The organism is Burkholderia diffusa (assembly GCF_001718315.1).
In the GTDB taxonomy this organism is placed as follows: domain Bacteria; phylum Pseudomonadota; class Gammaproteobacteria; order Burkholderiales; family Burkholderiaceae; genus Burkholderia; species Burkholderia diffusa_B.
Map to the genome: position 1 here is coordinate 2,302,716 of NZ_CP013362.1, position 22,496 is coordinate 2,325,211.

Genomic DNA, 22,496 nt, shown 5'->3' on the forward strand with positions numbered 1-22,496 from the left:
GTGCGCGCCGCGTCTTGGCCGGCGCTTGCGCGCCGCTGTCTCCCACTCACCCGCGCGCGGCCCGGAGGCTGCGCGCGATGCTGCGCCGCACCACGTCACATGACGGTGGACGTACGGCCCGGCGATATCCACGATAAGCGCTTGAACTTACCCGTCACTTACGCGGCATCGCCGTTTCGCACGCCGGGCGCCGCCTTGCGGTCTGCTTTACGCTGTTACAACCGCGACCCTACAATCCTAACTGAACTCGCCTCCCGGATTCCAGCTTGAATCGCTACGCCCTCTTCCTCATCCTGTCGATGCTGTTTGTCGGCAGCAACGTCGGTATCGGCAAATCCATCGTCGTCTTCGTCCCGGTCGCCATCCTCGCCACGTTGCGCTTCGTGATCGCGATCGCCGTGCTGTGGCCGCTGTTCAGCCCGATGAAGATGCGCGCGGTCCGGCGCGCTGAATGGCTGAACCTGTTCCTGCAGGCATTCTTCGGCACCTTCATGTTTACGCTGCTGATGCTCAACGGCGTGCAGCGCACGAGCGCGGTCGCGGCCGGCGTGATCACGAGCACGATCCCGGCCATCGTCGCGCTGTTCGCGTGGCTGATCCTGCGTGAAAAACCGAACGGCCGTGCGCTCGCGTCGATCGCGCTCGCGATCGCCGGCGTCGTGACGATCAACCTCGCCAACGGCACCGCAGGCGGTGCGGCCGCGCACGGCGCCGGCGGCACCTCGGCCGGCTCGCTGACCGGCAACCTCCTGATCCTCGGCGCCGTGTGCTGCGAATCAATCTACGTGATCCTGTCGCGCCGGCTCACGCAGACGCTCGCGCCAATCGACATCTGCGCGTACACGCATCTGTTCGGCCTGTGCCTGATGCTGCCGCTCGGCGCGACGGCGTTGTGGCATTTCGATTACGCGAGCGTGCCGGCCGGTACGTGGGCGCTCGTCGTCTGGTACGGGCTGTCGGCGAGCATCTTCTCGTTCTGGCTATGGATGAAAGGTATCCGGCATGTGCCGGGCAGCCTCGCCGGCGTGTTCAGCGCGGTGCTGCCGATCGCGGCCGCCGCGTACGGCATCGCGTTCCTCGGCGAGCGCCCGACGCTCGCGCACGGCATCGCGCTCGCCTGCGTCGTCACCGGCATCGCGCTCGCGAGCCTGCGCGTGAAGCGCGTGCCGGCCGCCGCGTCCTGATCCGTCCCCGGCAGACCCGGCGCGTCGCTGCAGTCGCGCCGGCCGACGCGTTACAATAGCGCGCCTTTTCAAGATTACCCCCGATACCTGCGCCCCGCGCCGACTCGCCACCATGTCCGCCCCGCATTCGCCCGGCTCCACCCGTCGTCCCCTGCGCCCGCTGCCCGCACTGATCTTCATGAGCCGCTGGCTCCAGGTTCCGCTGTATCTGGGCCTGATCGTCGCGCAGGCCGTCTATGTGTTCCTGTTCCTGAAGGAAGTCTGGCACCTGCTGTCGCATGCAACGAGCCTCGACGAGATCAGCGTGATGCTCGCGGTGCTCGGCCTGATCGACGTCGTGATGATCTCGAACCTGCTGATCATGGTGATCGTCGGCGGCTACGAGACGTTCGTGTCGCGCCTCGGCATCGAGGGCCATCCCGACGAGCCCGAGTGGCTCGACCACGTGAACGCGGGCGTGCTGAAGGTCAAGCTGTCGATGGCGCTGATCAGCATTTCGTCGATCCACCTGCTGAAGACCTTCATCAACCCCGACCAGCACACGACGCACGCGATCATGTGGCAGGTGATCATCCACGTGTCGTTCCTCGTGTCGGCGCTCGTGATGGCGTGGGTCGACCGCCTGACGACCCACACGCACCCGGCCCATTTCCACGAGACGCATGCGCCCGCCCCGGCCGTGTCCCGCAAATCGGTCGAAGCCGCCAACGCATAAACGTATTCCCCACAGTCCTCACAGAGTCTCAGCCATGACCGTCATCAAACAGGAAGACCTGATCCAGAGCATCGCGGATTCGCTGCAGTACATCAGCTACTACCACCCGCTCGACTACATCCAGGCCCTCGGCCGCGCGTACGAGCTGGAAGAGAGCCCGGCCGCGAAGGACGCGATCGCGCAGATCCTCACGAACAGCCGCATGTGCGCCGAAGGCAAGCGCCCGATCTGCCAGGACACCGGCATCGTCACGATCTTCGTGAAGGTCGGCATGGACGTGCGCTGGGACGGCGCGACGATGGGTCTCACCGACATGATCAACGAAGGCGTGCGCCGCGGTTACACGCACCCGGACAACGTGCTGCGCGCATCGATCGTCAATCCGCCGGAAGGCGCCCGCAAGAACACGAAGGACAACACGCCGGCCGTGATCCACTACGAGATCGTGCCGGGCGACAAGGTCGACGTGCAGGTCGCGGCGAAGGGCGGCGGCTCGGAGAACAAGTCGAAGTTCGTGATGCTGAACCCGTCCGATTCGATCGTCGAGTGGGTGCTGAAGACGGTCCCGACGATGGGCGCCGGCTGGTGCCCGCCGGGCATGCTCGGGATCGGCATCGGCGGCACTGCCGAGAAGGCGATGCTGATGGCGAAGGAATCGCTGATGGAGCCGATCGACATCCAGGAAATCATCGCGCGCGGCCCGAAGGACTGGGTCGAGGAACTGCGCGTCGAACTGCATGAGAAGGTCAACGCGCTCGGCATAGGCGCGCAGGGCCTCGGCGGCCTCGCGACCGTGCTCGACGTGAAGATCATGGCAGCGCCGACGCACGCGGCATCGAAGCCGGTCGCGCTGATCCCGAACTGCGCGGCCACGCGCCACGCGCACTTCGTGCTCGACGGCTCGGGCCCCGCGAAGCTGGAGGCGCCGTCGCTCGACGCGTGGCCGAAGGTCCAGTGGGAGCCGAACACGGAGACCAGCAAGCGCGTCGACCTGAACACGCTGACGCCGGAAGAAGTCGCGAGCTGGACGCCGGGTCAGACGCTGCTGCTGTCGGGCAAGATGCTCACGGGCCGCGACGCCGCGCACAAACGCATCGCCGACATGCTCGCGAAGGGCGAGAAGCTGCCGGTGGACTTCACGAACCGCGTGATCTATTACGTCGGCCCGGTCGATCCGGTGCGTGACGAAGTGGTTGGCCCGGCAGGTCCGACGACGGCCACGCGGATGGACAAGTTCACCGAGATGATGCTCGCCCAGACGGGTCTGATCTCGATGGTCGGCAAGGCCGAACGCGGCCCGGTCGCAATCGACGCGATCAAGAAGCACAAGGCGGCGTACCTGATGGCGGTCGGCGGCGCGGCTTACCTCGTGTCGAAGGCGATCCGCGGCGCGAAGGTGCTCGCATTCGAAGACCTCGGCATGGAAGCGATCTACGAATTCGACGTGCAGGACATGCCGGTGACGGTGGCCGTCGATTCGTCGGGCACGTCGGTGCATCAGACCGGCCCGAAGGAGTGGCAGGCGAAGATCGGCAAGATCCCGGTCGCAACCGCTTAAGCGCGCTCGCACGAAGGCCGGACGGATGTCCGGCCTTTTTACTTCTCATTCTCGTTATTGCGCGCGGCCCGTTATCCGGCGCTGATTCTCATTACCCGCGAAAGGCAGGCCCGGCAAGGCTTCGAGGCTTGGCTTTTCTCGTTCGAGCGATTATCGTTCGGTTTCTGAAGCCCCACTGAACAAGGAACAGCCATGCAAGGCGACAAGAAAGTCATCGAATACCTGAACGCCCAACTGAAGAACGAACTCACGGCGATCAACCAGTACTTCCTGCATGCGCGCATGTACAAGCACTGGGGCCTCGACAAGCTCGGCAAGCACGAATACGACGAATCGATCGGCGAAATGAAGCACGCCGACTGGCTGATCGAGCGCGTGTTCATGCTCGACGGCCTGCCGAACCTGCAGGACCTGCACAAGCTGCTGGTCGGCGAGGAGACCGAAGAGATCCTGAAGTGCGACCTGAAGCTCGAGCAGATCTCGCAGTCCACGTGCAAGGAAGCGATCGCCTACTGCGAATCGGTGCGTGACTACGTGTCGCGCGAGATCTTCGAAAAGATCCTCGACGACACCGAAGAGCACATCGACTGGCTGGAAACGCAGATCGACCTGATTGGCAAGGTCGGCCTGCAGAACTACCAGCAGACGATGATGGGGTCGCCCGAGTAATCGCCACGCCAGCCACGATCGCTACCTCGCCTTCCGCATGACGACGACGAACCAGCCAGCCGCTTCCGCGATCTGCCCCGACGCCCCCGTCGGCATCTTCGATTCGGGGCTCGGCGGCCTGTCGGTGCTGCGCGCCGCGCGCGCGCACCTGCCCGGCGAGTCGTTCGTCTACGTCGCCGACTCGCACCATGCACCGTATGGTCCGCGCGACGAGGCATTCATTACGGAACGCACGCTGGCCATCGGCGAGTGGCTCGCCCGCGAAGGCGCGAAAGCGCTCGTGATCGCGTGCAACACCGCAACGGCGCGGGCGATCGCGGCTACCCGCGAGCGCCTGTCAATACCGCTCGTGGGTGTCGAGCCGGGCATCAAGCCGGCAGCCGCACTGTCCGCGACCGGTGTCGCGGGCGTGCTCGCCACGCAATCGACGCTGAACAGCCCGCGCTTCCAGGCGCTGCTCGACCGCTACGGCGCCGGCCGTCGCTTCATCTGCCAGCCTGGCCACGGGCTCGTCGAGGCAATCGAACGCGGCGACACGAACTCGCCGGCGTTACGCGCGTTGCTCGAGCGTTACCTGCAGCCGATGCTCGACGACGGCGCCGATACGCTGGTGCTCGGCTGCACGCACTACCCATTCTTCACTGAAACGATTCGTGATCTTGTCGGCGACCGGCTGACGATCGTCGATACGAGCGATGCGATCGCCCGGCAGCTCGCGCGGGTGCTCGACGAACGCGGCCTGCGCGCGCCGGCCGGCACGCGTGCCGCGCCGCCCCGCTTCTGCTCGACGAGCGACGGCCTGCAACTGCGCGCACTCGCCTCGTCGCTGCTCGGCCTCGACGCGCCGGTCGAATCCGTCACCATTTCTTCGCCGAACGCGCGCGCCTGCGCGACCATCTGACGCGGGCCGGCACACCGCCGCTTCGCCCGTCTCCCGCGCCGCCACTCTTCAAGGGTCCGATGGCCTTAAAAAAAGCCGTACCCAGGCTTGTCAACGTCCGCAAATTTAATGATAATAATTCGCATTAACGTTAGCTATCGCAACTCATCATGATCGTCTGCGTGTGCAAGTCTGTTTCCGATCGCAAGATTCGCGCGTCCCTGGCCGAAGGCATGAGTTCTTTCGATGAACTCCAGTTCGAGCTCGGCGTGGCCACCTGCTGCGGCAAGTGCGAGGAGTCCGTGCGCGACCTGATGGCCGAACAAGGCGTCTGCGCGAGCCGGTGCGGCGTCGAGCATCACGCTCATCCGATCCCGGTGACGTTCTACGACCGCAAGGCCGCCTGAGCGGCGCCGAGCGTACCCGCGCGGCTGCGGCCGCATTTGAAGTCCGTCCGTCAGCAAGCCACCTTCCGCGCGAGCCAGCGGCTTACCTGCCAAGGAGCCTGTCATGGAATTGCTGATCGGATTCGTGACCACCGTGTGCATCTCGCTGCTGATCTTCCGCAAGTAACAATATCGATTCACCCGCCGCGCCCCGGGTGCGACGTCGTTCTTTCAAGCTAACATGCAGGCTTCGCAATCCGCTCCTGCCGGCATCTTGCCGGCTGCCTCACGTATGAATCCCCGGGTCATCACCGTCGCGGTCGGTGTGCTTGCCGCACATGCGCTCATGCTGACGGCCGCGTGGCTCCATCGCAACGCGCCGCCGCCAAAGACGGTCGAAGTCCGGTCGATCACCGCGCAGCTCATCGCGCCTGCGCCGGCCGCTCAGCCGGTCGCGGTCGAATCGGTTGCGCAACCCGCGCCACCGAAGCCCACGCCGCACGTCAAGCCGAAGGTCGAACCGAAACCGGTACAGAAAGCAGTCAAGCCGACGCCTCAGCCGGTCGCACAATCACCGTCTCCGACGCCCGCCCCGGCAGCCGATCCGACACCCGCGCCCACCGCACCCGCCGCCGCCCCCGCTGCGCCGGCCGCCACGCCCGGTCCGGCCCGTGAGACGATGCAGGTCAGCGCGCCGAAGAACGTATCGGCGCTCAAGTGCAGTTTCGTGAAGCCCACCTATCCGTCGATGTCGCGTCGCCGCGGCGAAACGGGCACGGCCTATGTTCACTTCGTCATCGGCTTGACGGGGAAGATCGAAAGCGTCGAGTTGCAAAAGAGCAGCGGCTATCCGCGCCTCGACGAGGCAGCGCTGGATGCGACACGCGCCAGCACCTGCCCCGCGTACCTCGAGAACGGGCAACCGATTCGCGCCGCCCATACGCTGCCCTTCAACTTCACGCTCGACGATTAACCCGCCTCATTCGGAAGATTCAAAGGAAACAAAAATGCAAAGCTACGGTATCGCGCACGTCTGGGCGCAAGGTGATTTCGTCACGCGCGCCATTGCGATCACGCTGCTCGTGATGTCGGTCCTGTCGTGGATCGTGATCATCGTCAAGGGCTGGAACGTGGTTCGCCTGAACCGTCTCACGAAGAATGCCGAGCAGGCATTCTGGCATTCGGACGATTTCGACGACGGCATCAAGAAGCTCGGGCTCACCGCATCGACGCCGAGCGACAACCCGTTCCTCGCGCTCGCGCTGTCGGGCAAGGAAGCCGCCGATCACCATCATCAGACGCAACCGCACCTGCACGACCGCATGGACGTGTCGGACTGGGTCACGCGCTGCCTGAAGGACACGATGGACGAGGGCATCTCGCGCATGCAGGCCGGTCTTGCGATTCTCGCGTCGATCGGCAGCACGGCACCGTTCGTCGGCCTGTTCGGCACGGTCTGGGGCATCTACCACGCGCTGCTCGCGATCGGCGCAACCGGCCAGACGTCGATCGACCAGGTCGCGGGCCCGGTCGGCGAATCGCTGATCATGACGGCCTTCGGCCTGTTCGTCGCGATTCCCGCGGTGCTCGGCTACAACGCGCTGACCCGTGCGAACAAGGGTGTCGTCAGCAAGCTGCGCCGCTTCGCGCACGGCCTGCACGCATACTTCGTGACGGGTGCGCGCCTCGCGTCGTCGTCGACCCGCGACGGCCTGCGCCTTGCTTCGCGCGCCAGCTGAGACGGGGCGAACCATGGCAATGAACACCGGCTTCAGCGATGACGACGACGATGGCGTGATGAGCGAGATCAACATGACGCCGCTCGTCGACGTCATGCTCGTACTCCTGATCATTTTCCTCGTGACGATTCCGGCGATGCAGCATGCGGTGAAGATCGACCTGCCGCACGCAAGCAGCCAACCCGTCGACGAAAAGCCGCAAACGGTCGACGTCGCGATCCAGGGCAACGGCACGATCCTGTGGAACGACCAGACGGTCACGCGCGAGCAACTGCAGGCGCACATCGCGGAAGCGGCACAGCATCAGCCGCAACCGGAGTTGCACCTGCGCGCCGACCGCAAGGTCGCGTATGAGCGTGTGGCCGAAGTGATGTCCGATGCGCAAGCCGGCGGCCTGACGAAGCTAGGCTTCGTGACGGAGCCGACTGCGAAGGCGAAGTAACGTGACGCGCACGCATTGGTCTCGCCGGTAGCACCTCGCCGCCGGTAGCACACAAAGTAAAAGGCCTTCATCGCCAGATGAAGGCCTTTTTTCATGCGCACGCGGGCGCCTTCGGGCGGCGGGCTCTTCGGCGGTATCGGTTGCGCCTCGAGCAACGCAAATGCGGCTACCGTGGTCTGCACGGACTGCGCGTTCTGCCCTATCTGGCTCGCAACATATGCGGCCACCTGATTCCGCTCAGAACTTCCTTCGCGAAATGGGATTTCAATATAGGCCTGCCCGCGTGCGCATTCAAGGTCCGCGCGATTGAAACTTGCGATTGCCGGCGGCGCTTCAATGACAAAACAAATTTGCCACGACGCGCATCTTGCATTCAGGTGGCCGAAGCATCGGTCGTCGCTGCTTCCTGTTTCGCGCGCTCGGGGCACCCCGGCTGCTTGTATTCTCCGTGGTCGAGCTTCTCGACCAGATAGTCGACGAACGCGCGCACCGCGGGCGGCATGCCCTGGCGCGACACGAACACCGCATAGAGTTGCGGCACCGGAAGCGTCCAGCCCGGCATCACGGGCGACAGTTGCCCCGCACGCAATGCATTGCCGTACATCATTTCGGGCAGCGCCGCGATGCCGAGGCCGTCGAGCACGGCCTCCCGGATCGTCATCAGATCGGCCGTCACAAGCCGCGGATCGTGCTCGTGCAAGTGACGCGTGCCGTCCGGCGCGATCAGGTTGAACACGTGCCGTCCATCGACGCTCGGCGTATCGAGCGTCTCGAAGTGCGCCAGATCGTCCGGCACGAGCGGCGGCGCATTCTGGTTCAGCAGGCTGGGGGCGCCGACCAGCATCTGCTCGGTCCGCCACAGCGGCCGCACGACGATGTTTGCATTCTGCGGCGGCTCCGAACGCACGCGCAACGCAACGTCGATCGAATCCTCGAAGAGGTCGATCACGCGATTCGTCACACGGATGTGCACCTTCACCTCGGGATACCGGTGCAGGAATTCGGGGAGGATGCGCGACAGCATCGTCTGCGACAAGGTGACAGGGACGCTCACGCGCACCGAGCCGCGCGGCGACGCGCGCAACTGCTGCACGGCATTCATCGCCGCCTGTGCTTCGGCGAGCATCGCCTGGCAATGCTGGTAGAACAGTTCCCCCGCCTCGGTCAGCGCGAGCTTGCGCGTCGAGCGCTGCAGCAGGCGCACGCCGAGCGCCGCCTCGAGTTCGGTCAGGCGCCGCGACAGGCGCGATTTCGAGATCCCCAGCACGCGTTCCGCAGCCGAAAATCCGCCGTGTTCGACGACCTGCGAAAAGTACATCAGGTCGTTCAGGTTGTGTGCATCGATGTTCATGTCATCGTTCCAATTTCAGAACAATCCATTGCGAACCGCCGCAAATCGGACCGTAAAACGCCCAATATAATAGCGCCATGTTTCAAAAATGACGCTATTCCGATGACATCGAGGGCTTCTGCATGACGACCGCTCGCTCGCTTGACCGCACGTACCCGGCACTTCGCACGACCGAAGGCGGCGGCTTCGTGGTTCACCGCCCGTTCCCGACCCGGCTGCTGATGGATTTCGATCCGTTCCTGCTGCTCGATGAAATGGGTCCCGTCGACTATGCCCCTGGCGAAGCCAAGGGTGCGCCCGCCCACCCGCATCGCGGCTTCGAAACCGTCACCTACGTGCTCGACGGCCATTTCCGCCATCGCGACTCGGCGGGCCATGCCGGCACGCTCGGGCCCGGCGACGTGCAATGGATGACGGCGGGCGCCGGCGTCGTCCACAGCGAAATGCCGGATCCCGAGTTCGCGCAGGCCGGTGGACGCTCGCACGGCTTTCAGCTGTGGGTCAACCTGCCGCGGCGCGACAAGCTGATCGCGCCACGCTACCAGGAGATCCCGGCCGACCGCATCCCGATCGCGACGTCGCCCGACGGCCGCGCGCAGGTCCGCGTGATCGCCGGCGAAGCATTCGGCGTGTGCGCGGCGATCGAGACGCGCACGCCAATCCTCTATCAACATTTCACGCTGCGACCAGGCGCAACGGTCACGCAGCCGGTGCCGGCAGGTTATCGCGTGTTCGCCTACCCGCTCGGCGGAGCGGGCCGCTACGGACCCGACAGGCAGCAAATCGATGCGCGGCACATGATCGTCTACGGCGACGACGGCGACGCGGTGACGTTCGAGGCCGGCGATACGCCGCTCGACCTGCTGCTGATCGGCGGCGTGCCGCTCAACGAGCCGATCGTCCGCTACGGCCCGTTCGTGATGAATACCGAGGAAGAGATCCGGCAGGCCGTCGTCGACTACCAGACCGGCCGCATGGGCTGCATCGAAGCATGACGTCCGATCGGGGTCGCAGATGCCGCGAAACCGCCCGTTTTGCGTCACAATGACTTCTTGAACCATGTGGCTGCCCGCCACCAGAAGGAATCCGCCCCCTTGAACTTCGAACACCTGATCCAGATCAATTCCGACGATCCGGCCGTGCCGTCCCTCACCCGCGACCAGCTCTGGGAAGGCCTCGTGCTGCGCGCCGAACAGCCGCAGCTGTTCGTGATCGGCCTCGACAGCTGTGTCGTCCATGAACGGACGGACACCACGCTCGAACGCGAGCTGCACTACGGGCATGCAACCGTGCGCGACCGCGTGACGTTCATCCCGAACCAGCAAGTGCGCTATGACATCCATGCGGCCGGCGGCGAAATCGGCGGCTCGCTGACGATGACGATCGAGGAACGCGACGATCACGAGTTGTTCCTGCGCTTCGAATACCGTACGACGCTGACCGTCACGGACGACAGCGAGGAAGCGCGCCAGACGCACGGCATCGTCAAGGAAGCGTATCGCACGTCGGACATCGACACGGTGCGCCTGATCCGCGAATACGCACAGGGCCGCAAGGACCCCGACCCGCTCCACTGACGCCGGCGGCGGCCCACGGGCCGCCCTTTGCTTCAAGCTATCGGATTTCTCACATCGATCGATAAAGAGTTTTTGTAAATAGGAATGGTTATCATTTAGAATTCATTCCATCGTATCGACAGTCACCGATCAACCGAATGACCGACACCACGCGCCCGACCACGCTGACCTTGCGTCGCACGACCGGCACCGCAAGTGCCAATCGTCAGAAGACGGCAGCGGTCACGACGCCGGCGAAACCTGCCGGCAGCGGCGATGCCGGCACCCGGACCCTAAGCAGCGATGCGCTGCTGCAAGGCCACAGCCACATCAGCATCGCGCATAACGGAGAGACGTATCAGTTGCGTGCCACGCGGCTCGGCAAACTGATCCTGACGAAGTAACGACAGAGTATTGTGGGGACCACCTCCCGGAGAGGTGTTGGGCAGTAGCCAGCTTAACGGCTTGCACGCGAGATCTAGACCCCTTCGTGCAAACACACTCAAGCAGCCGTTGCAGCAAGCCAAGCCACTTTTTTGGTTCTCGCACAAGGAAGAAAAAAGCGACACGTCGAAGGACGTGTCGCTTTTTTGTTGCGGTGTCTGGATGCGAAGAGAAAGACACTGCGGCCGTCGGCGCTTCAGCTTCAGCGCGCTCCAGAGCCCGACAGCAGGATACGCTCGCACGCTGGCTCCGGAGCGTGGCCACAAGGCCGTCAAGACCGCATCAGAAGCCCCAGAACATCAACCACCACGCGCTGTCGACCACTGCCAGGGCTGCCGCGAACCACGCGAATGCCGCCAGTCGGCGCGGCCATGCCGCATACCGCCCCGTCACCTTCCACGCGAGCCAGACGCTCCACACGTTCGCGCCGACCAGAATCGCGATGCGAACGTCGCTCGCCCAGCCAAGCGGCACGTGCTCGGCCCGCAGCAGCGACAGCGTCGTCGCCGACAACCCGAGGAACACGCCGGCTCCCGCGATCGGGATCAGCGCCTGCGCGAGATGATGAAGACGCACGCGGTCGAAACGGCCGAGCGTCAGCGTTGCGCCGGCCAGCAGCACGAGCAGCGCGGTGCCATACACAAGCCCCGTGCCGACGATGTAGCTGACGATCAGCCCGCCGTCGAGCCACGAGAACACGTCGTTGCGATCCGGATAGTGCGTGAGCAGGAACCACGGTGCATTCGTCTCGAGCGGCCACGTGATGTCGCGATCGATCAGCCAGCCCGCGAGCCATTGCTTGATCTGCACGAACCACGGGCTGACGGTCCAGTGAAATGCACCGATCGCGACGCCGAGCAGGCCGTAGAGGATCAGCGCCGTGTCCCACGGATTCGCCTGTTGCGCGCCGAGGCTCACGACCTCGTCGGACGGCGAGCGCCACGACAGCGCGATTGCATCGCGGTGCCCGCTGCAACGGCCGCACATATGGCATGCGGCAGCGCCCTTCATGTTGCGCAACGGCACGAGCGGCGCGCAATTGATCGGAATCACGCGATGCCCGTGCTCGCCGTTCTTGTACGAGCGACGCCAGGCGTCCTCGTCGACCTTGTAGCGCATCGGCGCGAGCCGCGCGAGCAGCCCGAATACACCGTTGACCGGGCACAGGTACTTGCACCACACGCGTTTCTCGCGCCCGTAAAGGACGCCGATCACGATTGCGCCGACGGTCGAGCCGCCGAGCACGAACAGCACCGCGAGCGGGTACTGGTACACGCTCACCATCTGCCCGTAGATCGTCGTGAGCCCGAACGCGACGAACGGCCAACCGCCCCACCGCATCCAGCGCGGAATCGCGCCGCCGCGGCCGAACCTGCTCGCAAATTCGGTCAGCGCGCCCTCCGGACACAGCACGCCGCACCAGACGCGGCCGAGCATCACCATCGACAGCAGCACGAACGGCCACCAGATGCCCCAGAACACGAACTGCGCGATCAGCGTGAGATTGCTCCACAGATGCGCGGAATCGTCGGGCAACGGCAATACCGCCGGCACGATGATCAGGAACGCATAGACCGCGACGACGACCCACTGGATGCCGCGGATCACCGCGCCGTGGCGCTGCATCCACTGGCCGGCCTGCGCGAGCCAGCCCGGCTTGGCTGCGGCGACCACGCTCATGCCGCGCGACCTGCCGGAACGGCGGGACGACGGCTCGCGCGCTTCATCAGCAGCCAGACCACCGCCCAGTACACCGCATAGGCGATCAGATTGGTCAGCGCCGGGTGCGCCCGGTAGCCCGTCAGCGTCGCGACGAGCGAGCCGAACGTGCCGGAGTCGTCGAGAATCGACGACGTATCCCACACCTGCGAAATGCCGAGCGGCAGGATTTCCTTGTCGATCAGCTTGTCGACACCGGCCTGGAACAGGCCTGCGCCGAGGAACAGCAGCATCACTTCGGTGACGCGGAAGAAATGCCGCCAGGAGAAGTACTTGCCGCCGAGTTGCAGCAGATAGAACGTGAGGAACGCGAGGCCCAGGCCGATCACGACCGCGAGCATCTGGCTGCCGTCCACATGCCCCGACTGCCCGAAGCCGAGGCCGTACAGGAAGATCACCGTCTCGCTGCCTTCGCGAGCGATCGCGAGCGCGACCAGCACGGCGACGCCCCACCAGTTCGAATCGCGCGTGCTCTGCTGCAGCGACTGCTCCATGTCACGCTTGAGCGTGCGGCCGTGCCGGCGCATCCACAGCACCATCTGCACGATCAGCACGCACGCGATCAGCACCATCGCGGTCTGGAAATAGTCCTGCGCGTCGCCGGACAGCACTTCGGTAAAGCCGACGAGCGCCGCGCCGAGACCGATCGCCATCAGCAGGCCGACTGCCACGCCCGTCCACAGAAAGGGCAGGCCGCGGCGCGCGTCGTCGTCGCCGTTCTTCAGCCATGCATAGAGGATGCCGACGACGAGCAGCGCTTCGACGCTCTCCCGCCAGACGATGAACAAGATCTGACCCATTGAATCCTCCTGACGCGCGGGGCAAGACATGCGTACGCCCGCACGCAGATAAAACGCATTACTTCGCGACGATCACGCCCTGCGCCTGCTGGTGGAAATCGTCGAAAAACTTGTATTCGCCCGGCGACAGCGGGGCGACGACCACGAACGAATCGGCGCCCGGCGCAAGCACCTTCTCCTTGCGCAACTGCACGCTCTCGAATTCGGCGGCGCCCTTGCCGGTATTCCTGATCTCGATCTTGAAGCGCTGGCCGGCCGGCACTTCGATACGGGCAGGGCTCAGCTTGCCGTCCGTCATTTCGAGCTTGAACGTCGGCAGATCGGCGGCATGCGCCGCGCCGGCGAGCCACAGCGCGGCGGCTGCGGCGACGATTTTCTGGGGAAATTTCATTCTGGGTTCTCTACGCCGACGGCGCGCCGGGGCGCGCCGTCCGTGATGCCACCGATCAGTACCCGCCCTTCTTGCCGATGCCGGCGAACGGGAAGTCATATTCGAGGGTGATGGGTTTGAACCACGGGCCCACGCCCGTTTCCTTGTCGACGTGACGGCCGAACGCCATGTGACCCGACTGCATCGGCGGCTTGACGGTCATCGTCAGGTGATACTTGCCCGGGCCGGCCAGTTTCACGTTGTCACCATAGTGCGGGCCGTCGCTGGCGACCATGCCCATCAGGTCGCCTTCAGCCTTCCACTTCGTGTCGCCCTGCTTCGTCAGCTTGTACGTGACCTGCAGGTACGGCATCCAATCGCCTTCCGCGAAACCCGTCGGGTTGTTCTTGACCGCGTGGATGTCCGCCTCGAGGTGAATATCGGAATCCGACGCCTTGCGCATCATCCCTTCCGGATCCATCGTGATCGGCTGCAGGTACACCGCGCCGATTTCCATGCCGCCCTGGATCTGCTGCTTGCCGATCGGATATTCGGCCGCCGAGGCCGACATCGCGGCAAGCGCCGCCGTTACCGCAACCGACGTGCGGATGAACGAAGAACCCAACATGGACACTCCTTGTTATTTGTCTGGTGACTTGCACGCCGCCCGCCAGGACCGCGCGCCGGAAACACTAACGCAACGCATAACGTTAATGCGAACTATTCTCAATACTTGCGGAGTTTAGCACCGAACCGGCTTCGGAACAAACGAGACACCGTGTAAACCCCTGATCCGACAAGGCTTACAACGGTGTTAACGGAAGGTTTCAGTGATGTATGGAAAGATTTACCGGCCGCCGTTGACGTGGTCGCCCACGTTCGCGCCGAATACGCGTTCACGCAGCAGCGCAAGCTGGTCGCGCGTGGCCGCCGCCTTTTCGAACTCGAGGTTCTTCGCGTAGTCGGCCATCTGCTTCTCGAGACGCTTGATCTCTTTCGCGATCTGCTTTTCCGACATGTCCTCGAACTTCGCGCGTTGCTGCGCCTCTTTCAGCTCGGCGCGCGCATCGTCGGCGTTGTACACGCCGTCAATGATGTCCTTGATGCGCTTCACGACGCCGCGCGGCGTGATCCCCATCTTCTCGTTGTGCGCGATCTGCTTCGCGCGGCGCCGCTCGGTCTCGCCGATCGCACGCTTCATCGACTCGGTCATCGTGTCGGCGTAGAGAATCGCCTTGCCGTTCACGTTGCGCGCCGCGCGGCCGATCGTCTGGATCAGCGAGCGCTCGGCTCGCAGGAAGCCTTCTTTATCCGCGTCGAGAATCGCGACGAGCGACACCTCCGGAATGTCGAGGCCTTCGCGCAGCAGGTTGATCCCGACCAGCACGTCGAACGTGCCGAGCCGCAGGTCGCGGATGATCTCGACCCGCTCCACCGTGTCGATGTCGCTGTGCAGGTAGCGCACCTTGACGCCGTGGTCGGCCAGGAACTCGGTGAGCTGCTCGGCCATCCGCTTCGTCAGCACGGTGATGAGCACGCGCTCGCCGGCGTTCACGCGCGCGTTGATCTCGGTCAGCACGTCGTCGACCTGCGAGCTTGCCGGGCGCACTTCAATTTCCGGATCGACGAGCCCGGTCGGCCGCACCACCTGCTCGGCGACCTGCCCCGTCACGCGCTGCTCGTAGTCGGCCGGCGTCGCCGACACGAACACCACCTGGCGCATCTTGCGTTCGAACTCCGGGAACTTGAGCGGCCGGTTGTCCAGCGCCGACGGCAGCCGGAAGCCATAGTTGACGAGGTTTTCCTTGCGCGCGCGGTCGCCGTTGTACATGCCGTTCAGCTGGCCAATCAGCACATGCGATTCATCGAGCAGCATCAGTGCGTCGGGCGGCAGATAGTCGACGAGCGTCGGCGGCGGCTCGCCGGGCGCGGCGCCCGAGAAGTGCCGCGAGTAGTTCTCGATGCCCTTGCAGAAGCCGAGCTCCTGCAGCATCTCGAGATCGAAGCGCGTGCGCTGCTCGAGGCGCTGCGCCTCGACGAGCTTGCCATCGCGATGGAAGAATTCGAGGCGCTCGCGCAATTCGTCCTTGATCGTCTCGACCGCGCGCATCACGGTGTCGCGCGGCGTCACGTAGTGCGACGACGGATACACGGTGAAGCGCGGGATCTTCTGCCGCACGCGCCCGGTCAGCGGGTCGAACAGCTGCAGCGTCTCGACCTCGTCGTCGAACAGCTCGACGCGCACGGCCAGCTCCGCATGCTCGGCCGGGAAGATGTCGATCGTGTCGCCGCGCACGCGGAACGTGCCACGCTGGAAGTCCTGTTCGTTGCGCGAGTACTGCATCGCGATCAGCCGCGCGATCACGTCGCGCTGGCCGAGTTTGTCACCGGTGCGCAACGTCAGGATCATCTGGTGGTATTCGGACGGGTTGCCGATACCGTAGATCGCCGACACCGTCGCGACGATCACCACGTCGCGGCGCTCCATCAGGCTCTTCGTCGCCGACAGCCGCATCTGCTCGATGTGCTCGTTGATCGACGAATCCTTCTCGATGAACAGGTCGCGCTGCGGCACGTACGCTTCCGGCTGGTAATAGTCGTAGTACGACACGAAGTACTCGACCGCATTGCGCGGGAAGAATTCGCGGAATTCCGCGTAGAGCTGCGCCGCGAGCGTCTTGTTCGGCGCGAACACGATTGCCGGGCGGCCGAGCCGCGCGATCGTGTTCGCCATCGTGAAAGTCTTGCCCGAACCGGTCACGCCGAGCAGCGTCTGGAAGGCAAGGCCGTCGTTGACGCCTTCGACGAGCGTTTCGATCGCGCTCGGCTGGTCGCCGGCAGGCGGATACGGCTGGTACAGCTGGAACGGCGACCCTTCGAAGGTCACGAATTTCGATTCGTCGAGTGCGTCGCCGACTTCGGCGTGATGTGCGGACATGGAGTGCGGCCGGAGCGAGGGCAAAAAAACCATTCTAGCGCTTCGCGGCGTTGCGAACCGCTGACGGCTCCTGACGCGCGGCAGCCGCCCGAAATCGCAATTCGCGTCGCGATCGCTGCCTCCGGCAGCGTGAATTCGCTACAATGTCAGGCTGCTGCGCTTTCCGGCGCCGTGCCCGTTGGCGCGCGGTCCGCTGCGCCCGTCCGCCGGCTGAAAGCCTGACCCTCTTTTCACTACTGCCGAATCATCATGTCGCTCTTCTCCGCTGTCCAGCTTGCTCCCCGCGACCCGATCCTGGGCCTGAACGAAGCCTTCAACGCCGATACGCGCCCGACCAAGGTGAACCTCGGCGTCGGCGTGTACACGAACGAAGAAGGCAAGATTCCGCTGCTGCGCGCCGTTCGCGACGCGGAAAAGGCGCGCGTCGACGCCGGCCTGCCGCGCGGCTACCTGCCGATCGACGGGATCGCCGCGTACGACGCAGCGGTGCAGAAGCTGCTGCTCGGCAACGATTCCCCGTTGATCGCCGCGGGCCGCGTGGTCACGGCGCAGGCACTGGGCGGCACGGGCGCACTGAAGATCGGCGCCGATTTCCTGCGCACCGTGAACCCGAACGCGAAGGTTGCGATCAGCGATCCGAGCTGGGAAAACCACCGCGCACTGTTCGAAGCGGCCGGCTTCGAAGTCGTCGCCTATCCGTACTACGACGCCGCCACCAACGGCGTCAACTTCGAAGGCATGCTGTCGGCGCTGAATGGCTATGCGGCGGGCACGATCGTCGTGCTGCACGCGTGCTGCCACAACCCGACCGGCGTGGACCTGACCGAAGCGCAATGGCAGCAGGTCGTCGACGTCGTCAAGGCGCGCAACCTCGTGCCGTTCCTCGACATCGCATACCAGGGCTTCGGCGAGAACATCGAGGCCGATGCCGCCGCGGTGCGTCTGTTTGCCGCTGCCGACCTGAATGCATTCGTGTCGTCGTCATTCTCGAAGTCGTTCTCGCTGTACGGCGAGCGCGTCGGCGCGCTGTCGATCATCACGTCGAGCAAGGATGAAGCGACGCGCGTGCTGTCGCAACTGAAGCGCGTGATCCGCACGAACTACTCGAACCCGCCGACCCATGGCGGCGCCGTCGTCGCGGCCGTGCTCGCGTCGCCGGAACTGCACGCTTCGTGGGTGCAGGAACTCGGCGAAATGCGCGACCGCATCCGCGCGATGCGCAACGGCCTCGTCGAGCGCCTGAAGGCGAGCGGCGTCGATCGCGACTTCAGCTTCATCAATGCGCAGCGCGGGATGTTCTCGTATTCGGGCCTGACCTCGGCACAAGTCGATCGCCTGCGTGAAGAATTCGGCATCTACGCGGTCGGCACCGGCCGAATCTGCGTTGCAGCGCTGAACACGCGCAACCTCGATGCGGTTGCCAATGCGATCGCAGCGGTCCTGAAGTAAGCGGCGTCGGCGGGCAACAGCCCGCCTTGGCGACACAGAAAACGCGCTCCACGGAGCGCGTTTTTTCATGCCGCTCCACTGTCGGCGCTTGCTCCGGACGGCACAAGCGGCGCGCGGCGCGGCCGCCCGTGCCGGAGGCCGTTACTGCATGAACCAGCCATGGCTGACGACCACCGACTGGCCCGTGAGCGCGGCGCTCGGGAATGCCGACAGGAACAGCACCGTCTGCGCGACGTCCTGCACCGTCGTGAACACGCCGTCGACCGTGTTGCCGAGCATCACCTTCTTCACCACTTCCTCTTCGCTGATCCCGAGCTCCTTCGCCTGCTCCGGAATCTGCTTGTCGACCAGCGGCGTGCGCACGAAGCCCGGACACACGACGTGCGAGCGCACGTTGTGCTTTGCGCCCTCCTTCGCCAGCACGCGCGCGAGGCCGAGCAGCCCGTGCTTGGCCGTCACGTACGCCGACTTCAGCGGCGACGCTTCGTGCGAGTGCACCGAACCCATGTAGATCACGACGCCGCCGCGATCGTCCTTGTACATGTGCTTGAGCGCGGCCTTCGTCGTCAAGAACGCGCCGTCGACGTGGATCGCCTGCATCTTCTTCCAGTCGGAGAACGAATAGTTCTCGATCGGGTTGACGATCTGGATGCCCGCGTTCGACACGAGGATGTCGACCGAGCCGAACGTTTCGGCCACCTTGTCGATGCCGCTGTTGACCGCTTCCTCGCTGGTCACGTCCATCGCGACGCCGATCGCCTTGCCGCCTGCCTTGTTGATCTCGTCGGCAACCGCATTTGCGCCGTCCTGGTTCAGGTCGGCGATCGCCACGGCGGCGCCCGCCTTCGCGAGCTCCAGTGCGATTTCCTTGCCGATGCCGCTCGCGGCGCCCGTGACGACTGCGGTCTTGCCGCTCAGATCTGCTGCCATGTCCGTCTCCTTCCGTTATCGGATCGAAAAAACGCGCCCCGCTGCATCCGCTTTCGTCGCACGGTCGTGCAGACGGGCCAGCCGCTATTGTGCACGATCGGCTCCGCCGTTCGCGCGCAAAACGTCTAAGCTTAAGGTCGGTTCCGAGTCACGGGAGATCCCCATGCACTATCGCCGGCTAGGCCGCTCCGGCCTGCAGATCAGCGAGCTTTCGCTCGGCTCGTGGGTCACCTACGGCAACCAGGTCGATCAGCGGGTTGCCCGCGAATGCCTTGCGGCGGCCCGCGATGCGGGCGTCAATTTCTTCGACAACGCCGAGGTCTACGCGGGTGGTAAATCCGAGGAAATCATGGGCCAGGCGCTCAAGTCGCTCGGCTGGCCGCGCGTGAGCTACCTCGTATCCACGAAGTTCTTCTGGGGACTCGCGGAAGCGCCGAACCAGTACCACACGCTGAACCGGAAATATCTGCTGAACGCGATCGACGGCTCGCTGCGCCGGCTGCAACTCGACTATGTCGACCTCGTGTACTGCCATCGCCCCGATCCGAACACGCCGATCGAGGAGACCGTCTGGGCGATGAGTGACATGATCGTGCGCGGCAAGGCGCTGTACTGGGGCACGTCCGAATGGAGCGCCGACGAGATTCGCGCCGCGTACGAAATCGCCGAGCGGCACCATCTGCACAAGCCGGTCGTCGAGCAGCCGCAGTACAACCTGTTCCACCGTACCCGGGTCGAGCAGGAATACGCGCGGCTCTATGACGACTACGGCCTCGGCCTGACGACCTGGAGCCCGCTGGCATCGGGGCTGCTCACCGGAAAGTACCGGAACGGCGTACCACCGGGTAGCCGCGCGCAGCTGCCAGGCTACGACTGGCTCCGCGCCCGGCTGACGGATCCGGCCAGCAACGACGTGGTCGAAGGGCTCGGCGCGATCGCGGCCGAACTCGACTGCAGCACTGCCCAGCTCGCAATCGCATGGGTACTCGCGAATCCGCGCGTGAGTTCTGTCATTACGGGCGCGTCGCGGATCGAGCAGATCGACGACAACATGCGCGCGCTCGACGTTACCGCGAAGCTGACACCAGAGGTCAAGCAACGTATCGAGGAGACCGTCGGCGACGCATGCGAGTAAGGCGAGTCACGCTCACTCGCGTACAATACGCGGCCGCGTTGGTGCGCGGCCCTGCGGCCACGCGCAATCGCCCGTTTCCATCGATTCATCCTTCGTTTCAGGCAGCCAGCCATGCTCAGTTATCGTCACGGTTTTCATGCAGGCAACCACGCGGACGTGCTCAAGCACGCCGTCGTCGTCCAGCTGCTGCGCTACCTGAACAAGAAAGACAAGTCGTACTGGTACATCGACACGCACGCCGGCGCCGGCGTGTATTCGTTGCGCGACGGTTATGCCGCCAAGACGGGCGAATTCGACACCGGCATCGGGCCGCTGTGGAACGAAAAGAACCTGCCCGAGGTGCTCGGTGAATACATCGACGAAGTGCGCGCGCTGAACGACGACGGTGAGCTGCGCTACTATCCGGGCTCCCCGTATCTCGCATGGCGATCGATGCGCGAGCAGGACCGGATGCGCCTGTTCGAGATGCACACGACGGAGATCGACGTGCTGCGTCACAACTTCCGCGATGCGGGGCGCCGCGCGATGATTTTCGCCGGTGACGGCTTCGAGGGGATCAAGGCGCTGCTGCCGCCGCCGCCGCGACGCGCGCTCGTGCTGATCGATCCGTCCTATGAGGACAAGAAGGACTACGCGCGCACGGTGACTTGCGTGGCGGAATGCCTGAAGCGCTTCGCAACCGGCTGTTATGCGATCTGGTATCCGCAGGTGGCGCGGGTGGAATCGCAGCGTTTTCCGGAACAGCTCAAGCGCCTGCAGCCGAACAACTGGCTGCATCTGACGCTGACGGTATCGAATCCGCCGGCAGACGGTCTGGGCCTTTACGGCAGTGGAATGTTCATTCTGAATCCGCCGTACACACTCGCGCAAAGCATGAACGAAGCGCTGCCCTATCTCGTCGAACACTTGGGACAGGACAGCGGCGCCCGGTGCCAGGTCGAGTACCGCGGGAACTGAGCGGACGTCTTGCCGTTACGGCTGCGGTCTTGGCGTGGGTCTCGGCTGATTGGCCGGCGACACGCCCCAGCCTGGCACATTGATATACGGCGCGACAAACAGCGGGATCGATGAATTCGATCCCTGGCCGGCCGGCGCTCGCATGCCTGCAGGCTCGACGATCGGCTCGGACGATAACGGGGCCGTTTGCAACACCAGACCGCCCTTGCCCTCCTGAATCCCGCGTTGCGTATCGAGAATCAACGGCCTGGACGACGTCGCCGCAGCAGCCGCCACGCCGTGAGCGAGCACGACAGCCCCCAGAACGAGACGCGCGCGAGAAACGTGACGCACATCGAGACGCAAGCGCATGGTCGTATTCTTCCGGTTGAAAAACAGGCCCATACCATAGCGCCACGCGGACGATTTCGCCAGATCAAGCGCACAAAAAACAAAGCCCCGTCAACACGGGGCTTGCTTTTCGTTCGGTGCCACACGGCACCTGACGGTAACTCCGATTACAGCGAGTAGCCGTTGGTTTCGAGCGAACGGATGCGGCTCTCGAGCTGGACGATGTCCGACGACGTGGCGAGGTATGCCTCGCGACGCTCACGTTCTGCGGATTCGAACCAGTTGCTCAGCTTTTCAACGATGTAGGCGATCATGATGTTCTCCAAGGAAGGGGACCCCTGGCGAATCGAGATTCAGGGATTTCCCGTATAGGGTTATCCCGAATTATAGCGACGCCGCACCAAGATGCTAGTGAAATGCTTGCATGATGACCATTCCATTTTGGAATGGTTTGTGAAGCATCCGCCTTAACCCACTGATTTTTAAGAATATTGAATCGATGCCTACTTTCGGCCTCGAGTGTATGCACTAATCTGGTTCGCCCAGCGGTTCGGCCAGGCGCTCCAAGATTGGGCATTCAGGTCGTTCGTCACCGTGGCAGTGCGCGGCGAGATCGGCGAGCGTATTGCGCATGTCGCTCAATTCGGCGATGCGTTTGTCGAGTTCCGCGACGTGTTCGAGGGCGATCGACTTCACTTCGACGCTGGCGCGGGAACGGTCCTGCCAGAGCATCAGCAGCTTGCGGATATCCTCGACGAGAAAACCAAGCCGCCGTGCCTGGCGGATGAAGCGCAGGATATGGACTTCGTCCGAACCGTAGATCCGGTATCCGGCGTCGCTACGCTTGCTCGGCGCAAGAAGACCGACCTGTTCGTAGTACCGGATCATTTTTGCGCTGACGCCGGATTCGCGTGACGCGTCGCCGATATTCATTCCCTGTGACC

The 22,496-nt window shown here is 64.3% G+C and carries 25 protein-coding genes; 15 read left to right on the plus strand and 10 right to left on the minus strand.

The features are described 5' to 3' along the window. The first annotated feature begins 266 nt into the window (after window positions 1-266). The 9 genes from WI26_RS10595 to WI26_RS10635 all read left to right on the plus strand — a co-directional run bounded on the left by WI26_RS10595 (window position 267) and on the right by WI26_RS10635 (window position 7,573). Window positions 267-1,184 (plus strand): DMT family transporter, encoded by a 918-nt coding sequence (locus tag WI26_RS10595; RefSeq protein WP_069225905.1) that lies wholly within the window; start codon window positions 267-269, stop codon window positions 1,182-1,184. Between the two features lie 112 nt (window positions 1,185-1,296). Beyond that, complete coding sequence (locus tag WI26_RS10600; RefSeq protein WP_059467814.1) at window positions 1,297-1,899, plus strand: TIGR00645 family protein; 603 nt, start codon at window positions 1,297-1,299, stop codon at window positions 1,897-1,899. Window positions 1,900-1,933: 34 nt separating this feature from the next. Continuing rightward, window positions 1,934-3,457: a fumarate hydratase gene (locus WI26_RS10605; RefSeq protein ID WP_069225906.1), complete on the plus strand. Its 1,524-nt coding sequence runs from the start codon at window positions 1,934-1,936 to the stop codon at window positions 3,455-3,457. A gap of 192 nt (window positions 3,458-3,649) precedes the next feature. Further along, entirely contained in the window at window positions 3,650-4,126 is a 477-nt protein-coding gene (gene bfr / locus WI26_RS10610) for a bacterioferritin (RefSeq protein WP_006482753.1), read from the plus strand. A 37-nt stretch (window positions 4,127-4,163) separates the two neighbouring features. Continuing rightward, on the plus strand, window positions 4,164-5,027 hold the full coding sequence (murI, locus tag WI26_RS10615; RefSeq protein WP_069225907.1) for a glutamate racemase: 864 nt from the start codon (window positions 4,164-4,166) through the stop codon (window positions 5,025-5,027). 149 nt (window positions 5,028-5,176) lie between these two features. After that, on the plus strand, window positions 5,177-5,413 hold the full coding sequence (locus tag WI26_RS10620; RefSeq protein ID WP_069225908.1) for a (2Fe-2S)-binding protein: 237 nt from the start codon (window positions 5,177-5,179) through the stop codon (window positions 5,411-5,413). 220 nt (window positions 5,414-5,633) lie between these two features. After that, the gene (locus WI26_RS10625) at window positions 5,634-6,365 is read left to right on the plus strand and encodes an energy transducer TonB (protein ID WP_069225909.1); all 732 of its coding nucleotides are present in this window, start codon (window positions 5,634-5,636) and stop codon (window positions 6,363-6,365) included. A 34-nt stretch (window positions 6,366-6,399) separates the two neighbouring features. Continuing rightward, on the plus strand, window positions 6,400-7,131 hold the full coding sequence (locus WI26_RS10630; protein WP_059467818.1) for a MotA/TolQ/ExbB proton channel family protein: 732 nt from the start codon (window positions 6,400-6,402) through the stop codon (window positions 7,129-7,131). 13 nt (window positions 7,132-7,144) lie between these two features. Next, entirely contained in the window at window positions 7,145-7,573 is a 429-nt protein-coding gene (locus tag WI26_RS10635; RefSeq protein ID WP_006754473.1) for an ExbD/TolR family protein, read from the plus strand. A gap of 373 nt (window positions 7,574-7,946) precedes the next feature. On the opposite strand, the gene WI26_RS10640 is transcribed toward WI26_RS10635, so the two are convergent. Further along, the gene (locus WI26_RS10640; RefSeq protein WP_059467819.1) at window positions 7,947-8,924 is read right to left on the minus strand and encodes a LysR family transcriptional regulator; all 978 of its coding nucleotides are present in this window, start codon (window positions 8,922-8,924) and stop codon (window positions 7,947-7,949) included. A 122-nt stretch (window positions 8,925-9,046) separates the two neighbouring features. Here WI26_RS10640 and WI26_RS10645 point away from each other — a divergent pair, with 122 nt between their 5' ends. The 3 genes from WI26_RS10645 (at window position 9,047) to hemP (ending at window position 10,884) form a co-directional block, all read left to right on the plus strand. Next, window positions 9,047-9,919: a pirin family protein gene (locus WI26_RS10645; protein ID WP_069225910.1), complete on the plus strand. Its 873-nt coding sequence runs from the start codon at window positions 9,047-9,049 to the stop codon at window positions 9,917-9,919. Window positions 9,920-10,018: 99 nt separating this feature from the next. Continuing rightward, window positions 10,019-10,501 carry an SRPBCC family protein gene (locus tag WI26_RS10650; protein ID WP_059467821.1) on the plus strand — a complete coding sequence of 161 codons (483 nt, stop codon included), beginning with the start codon at window positions 10,019-10,021 and terminating at the stop codon, window positions 10,499-10,501. A 137-nt stretch (window positions 10,502-10,638) separates the two neighbouring features. Beyond that, window positions 10,639-10,884, plus strand: a complete 246-nt coding sequence (gene hemP, locus WI26_RS10655; protein ID WP_069225911.1) for a hemin uptake protein HemP — start codon at window positions 10,639-10,641, stop codon at window positions 10,882-10,884. A 322-nt stretch (window positions 10,885-11,206) separates the two neighbouring features. On the opposite strand, the gene WI26_RS10660 is transcribed toward hemP, so the two are convergent. The 5 genes from WI26_RS10660 to uvrB form a co-directional block, all read right to left on the minus strand. After that, window positions 11,207-12,604: a 4Fe-4S binding protein gene (locus WI26_RS10660; protein ID WP_069225912.1), complete on the minus strand. Its 1,398-nt coding sequence runs from the start codon at window positions 12,602-12,604 to the stop codon at window positions 11,207-11,209. Continuing rightward, window positions 12,601-13,443, minus strand: a complete 843-nt coding sequence (locus tag WI26_RS10665) for an FTR1 family iron permease (protein WP_069225913.1) — start codon at window positions 13,441-13,443, stop codon at window positions 12,601-12,603. Before WI26_RS10665 ends, WI26_RS10660 begins: the two co-directional genes overlap by 4 nt. Window positions 13,444-13,501: 58 nt before the next feature. Then, complete coding sequence (locus WI26_RS10670) at window positions 13,502-13,834, minus strand: cupredoxin domain-containing protein (protein WP_059467825.1); 333 nt, start codon at window positions 13,832-13,834, stop codon at window positions 13,502-13,504. 55 nt (window positions 13,835-13,889) lie between these two features. Further along, window positions 13,890-14,441 carry an iron transporter gene (locus WI26_RS10675; RefSeq protein ID WP_059467826.1) on the minus strand — a complete coding sequence of 184 codons (552 nt, stop codon included), beginning with the start codon at window positions 14,439-14,441 and terminating at the stop codon, window positions 13,890-13,892. 219 nt (window positions 14,442-14,660) lie between these two features. After that, the gene (gene uvrB / locus WI26_RS10680; RefSeq protein WP_059509810.1) at window positions 14,661-16,751 is read right to left on the minus strand and encodes an excinuclease ABC subunit UvrB; all 2,091 of its coding nucleotides are present in this window, start codon (window positions 16,749-16,751) and stop codon (window positions 14,661-14,663) included. Between the two features lie 249 nt (window positions 16,752-17,000). Here uvrB and WI26_RS10685 point away from each other — a divergent pair, with 249 nt between their 5' ends. Beyond that, window positions 17,001-18,200, plus strand: a complete 1,200-nt coding sequence (locus tag WI26_RS10685) for an amino acid aminotransferase (RefSeq protein ID WP_069225914.1) — start codon at window positions 17,001-17,003, stop codon at window positions 18,198-18,200. 141 nt (window positions 18,201-18,341) lie between these two features. Here the strand turns inward: WI26_RS10685 and WI26_RS10690 are convergent, their stop codons facing one another. Continuing rightward, entirely contained in the window at window positions 18,342-19,130 is a 789-nt protein-coding gene (locus tag WI26_RS10690; RefSeq protein WP_059536022.1) for a 3-hydroxybutyrate dehydrogenase, read from the minus strand. A 163-nt stretch (window positions 19,131-19,293) separates the two neighbouring features. Here WI26_RS10690 and WI26_RS10695 point away from each other — a divergent pair, with 163 nt between their 5' ends. Together WI26_RS10695 and WI26_RS10700 are read left to right on the plus strand one after the other, a co-directional pair. Beyond that, entirely contained in the window at window positions 19,294-20,265 is a 972-nt protein-coding gene (locus WI26_RS10695) for a potassium channel beta subunit family protein (protein ID WP_059536025.1), read from the plus strand. Between the two features lie 111 nt (window positions 20,266-20,376). Then, window positions 20,377-21,222 (plus strand): 23S rRNA (adenine(2030)-N(6))-methyltransferase RlmJ, encoded by an 846-nt coding sequence (locus WI26_RS10700; RefSeq protein WP_059536029.1) that lies wholly within the window; start codon window positions 20,377-20,379, stop codon window positions 21,220-21,222. A 15-nt stretch (window positions 21,223-21,237) separates the two neighbouring features. Here WI26_RS10700 and WI26_RS10705 read toward each other — a convergent pair whose 3' ends face one another. The 3 genes from WI26_RS10705 to cueR form a co-directional block, all read right to left on the minus strand. Continuing rightward, complete coding sequence (locus tag WI26_RS10705) at window positions 21,238-21,606, minus strand: hypothetical protein (RefSeq protein ID WP_069225915.1); 369 nt, start codon at window positions 21,604-21,606, stop codon at window positions 21,238-21,240. Between the two features lie 113 nt (window positions 21,607-21,719). Continuing rightward, complete coding sequence (locus WI26_RS31095; protein ID WP_006478295.1) at window positions 21,720-21,866, minus strand: DUF3563 family protein; 147 nt, start codon at window positions 21,864-21,866, stop codon at window positions 21,720-21,722. Between the two features lie 214 nt (window positions 21,867-22,080). Further along, window positions 22,081-22,485, minus strand: a complete 405-nt coding sequence (gene cueR, locus WI26_RS10710) for a Cu(I)-responsive transcriptional regulator (RefSeq protein WP_059466943.1) — start codon at window positions 22,483-22,485, stop codon at window positions 22,081-22,083. Window positions 22,486-22,496 lie beyond the last annotated feature (11 nt).

What these genes read in the sequence shown, in the direction of transcription:
- WI26_RS10620 (WP_069225908.1), top strand. Translation starts at nt 5,177, where the DNA reads ATGATCGTCTGCGTGTGCAAGTCTGTTTCCGATCGCAAGATTCGCGCG.
- WI26_RS10660 (WP_069225912.1), bottom strand. Translation starts at nt 12,604, where the DNA reads ATGAGCGTGGTCGCCGCAGCCAAGCCGGGCTGGCTCGCGCAGGCCGGC.
- WI26_RS10630 (WP_059467818.1), top strand. Translation starts at nt 6,400, where the DNA reads ATGCAAAGCTACGGTATCGCGCACGTCTGGGCGCAAGGTGATTTCGTC.
- WI26_RS10685 (WP_069225914.1), top strand. Translation starts at nt 17,001, where the DNA reads ATGTCGCTCTTCTCCGCTGTCCAGCTTGCTCCCCGCGACCCGATCCTG.
- WI26_RS10705 (WP_069225915.1), bottom strand. Translation starts at nt 21,606, where the DNA reads ATGGGCCTGTTTTTCAACCGGAAGAATACGACCATGCGCTTGCGTCTC.
- WI26_RS10700 (WP_059536029.1), top strand. Translation starts at nt 20,377, where the DNA reads ATGCTCAGTTATCGTCACGGTTTTCATGCAGGCAACCACGCGGACGTG.
- hemP (WP_069225911.1), top strand. Translation starts at nt 10,639, where the DNA reads ATGACCGACACCACGCGCCCGACCACGCTGACCTTGCGTCGCACGACC.
- WI26_RS10690 (WP_059536022.1), bottom strand. Translation starts at nt 19,130, where the DNA reads ATGGCAGCAGATCTGAGCGGCAAGACCGCAGTCGTCACGGGCGCCGCG.
- WI26_RS10675 (WP_059467826.1), bottom strand. Translation starts at nt 14,441, where the DNA reads ATGTTGGGTTCTTCGTTCATCCGCACGTCGGTTGCGGTAACGGCGGCG.
- murI (WP_069225907.1), top strand. Translation starts at nt 4,164, where the DNA reads ATGACGACGACGAACCAGCCAGCCGCTTCCGCGATCTGCCCCGACGCC.
- uvrB (WP_059509810.1), bottom strand. Translation starts at nt 16,751, where the DNA reads ATGTCCGCACATCACGCCGAAGTCGGCGACGCACTCGACGAATCGAAA.
- WI26_RS10645 (WP_069225910.1), top strand. Translation starts at nt 9,047, where the DNA reads ATGACGACCGCTCGCTCGCTTGACCGCACGTACCCGGCACTTCGCACG.
- WI26_RS10665 (WP_069225913.1), bottom strand. Translation starts at nt 13,443, where the DNA reads ATGGGTCAGATCTTGTTCATCGTCTGGCGGGAGAGCGTCGAAGCGCTG.
- WI26_RS31095 (WP_006478295.1), bottom strand. Translation starts at nt 21,866, where the DNA reads ATGATCGCCTACATCGTTGAAAAGCTGAGCAACTGGTTCGAATCCGCA.
- cueR (WP_059466943.1), bottom strand. Translation starts at nt 22,485, where the DNA reads ATGAATATCGGCGACGCGTCACGCGAATCCGGCGTCAGCGCAAAAATG.
- WI26_RS10670 (WP_059467825.1), bottom strand. Translation starts at nt 13,834, where the DNA reads ATGAAATTTCCCCAGAAAATCGTCGCCGCAGCCGCCGCGCTGTGGCTC.
- WI26_RS10640 (WP_059467819.1), bottom strand. Translation starts at nt 8,924, where the DNA reads ATGAACATCGATGCACACAACCTGAACGACCTGATGTACTTTTCGCAG.
- bfr (WP_006482753.1), top strand. Translation starts at nt 3,650, where the DNA reads ATGCAAGGCGACAAGAAAGTCATCGAATACCTGAACGCCCAACTGAAG.
- WI26_RS10695 (WP_059536025.1), top strand. Translation starts at nt 19,294, where the DNA reads ATGCACTATCGCCGGCTAGGCCGCTCCGGCCTGCAGATCAGCGAGCTT.
- WI26_RS10635 (WP_006754473.1), top strand. Translation starts at nt 7,145, where the DNA reads ATGGCAATGAACACCGGCTTCAGCGATGACGACGACGATGGCGTGATG.
- WI26_RS10600 (WP_059467814.1), top strand. Translation starts at nt 1,297, where the DNA reads ATGTCCGCCCCGCATTCGCCCGGCTCCACCCGTCGTCCCCTGCGCCCG.
- WI26_RS10625 (WP_069225909.1), top strand. Translation starts at nt 5,634, where the DNA reads ATGCAGGCTTCGCAATCCGCTCCTGCCGGCATCTTGCCGGCTGCCTCA.
- WI26_RS10605 (WP_069225906.1), top strand. Translation starts at nt 1,934, where the DNA reads ATGACCGTCATCAAACAGGAAGACCTGATCCAGAGCATCGCGGATTCG.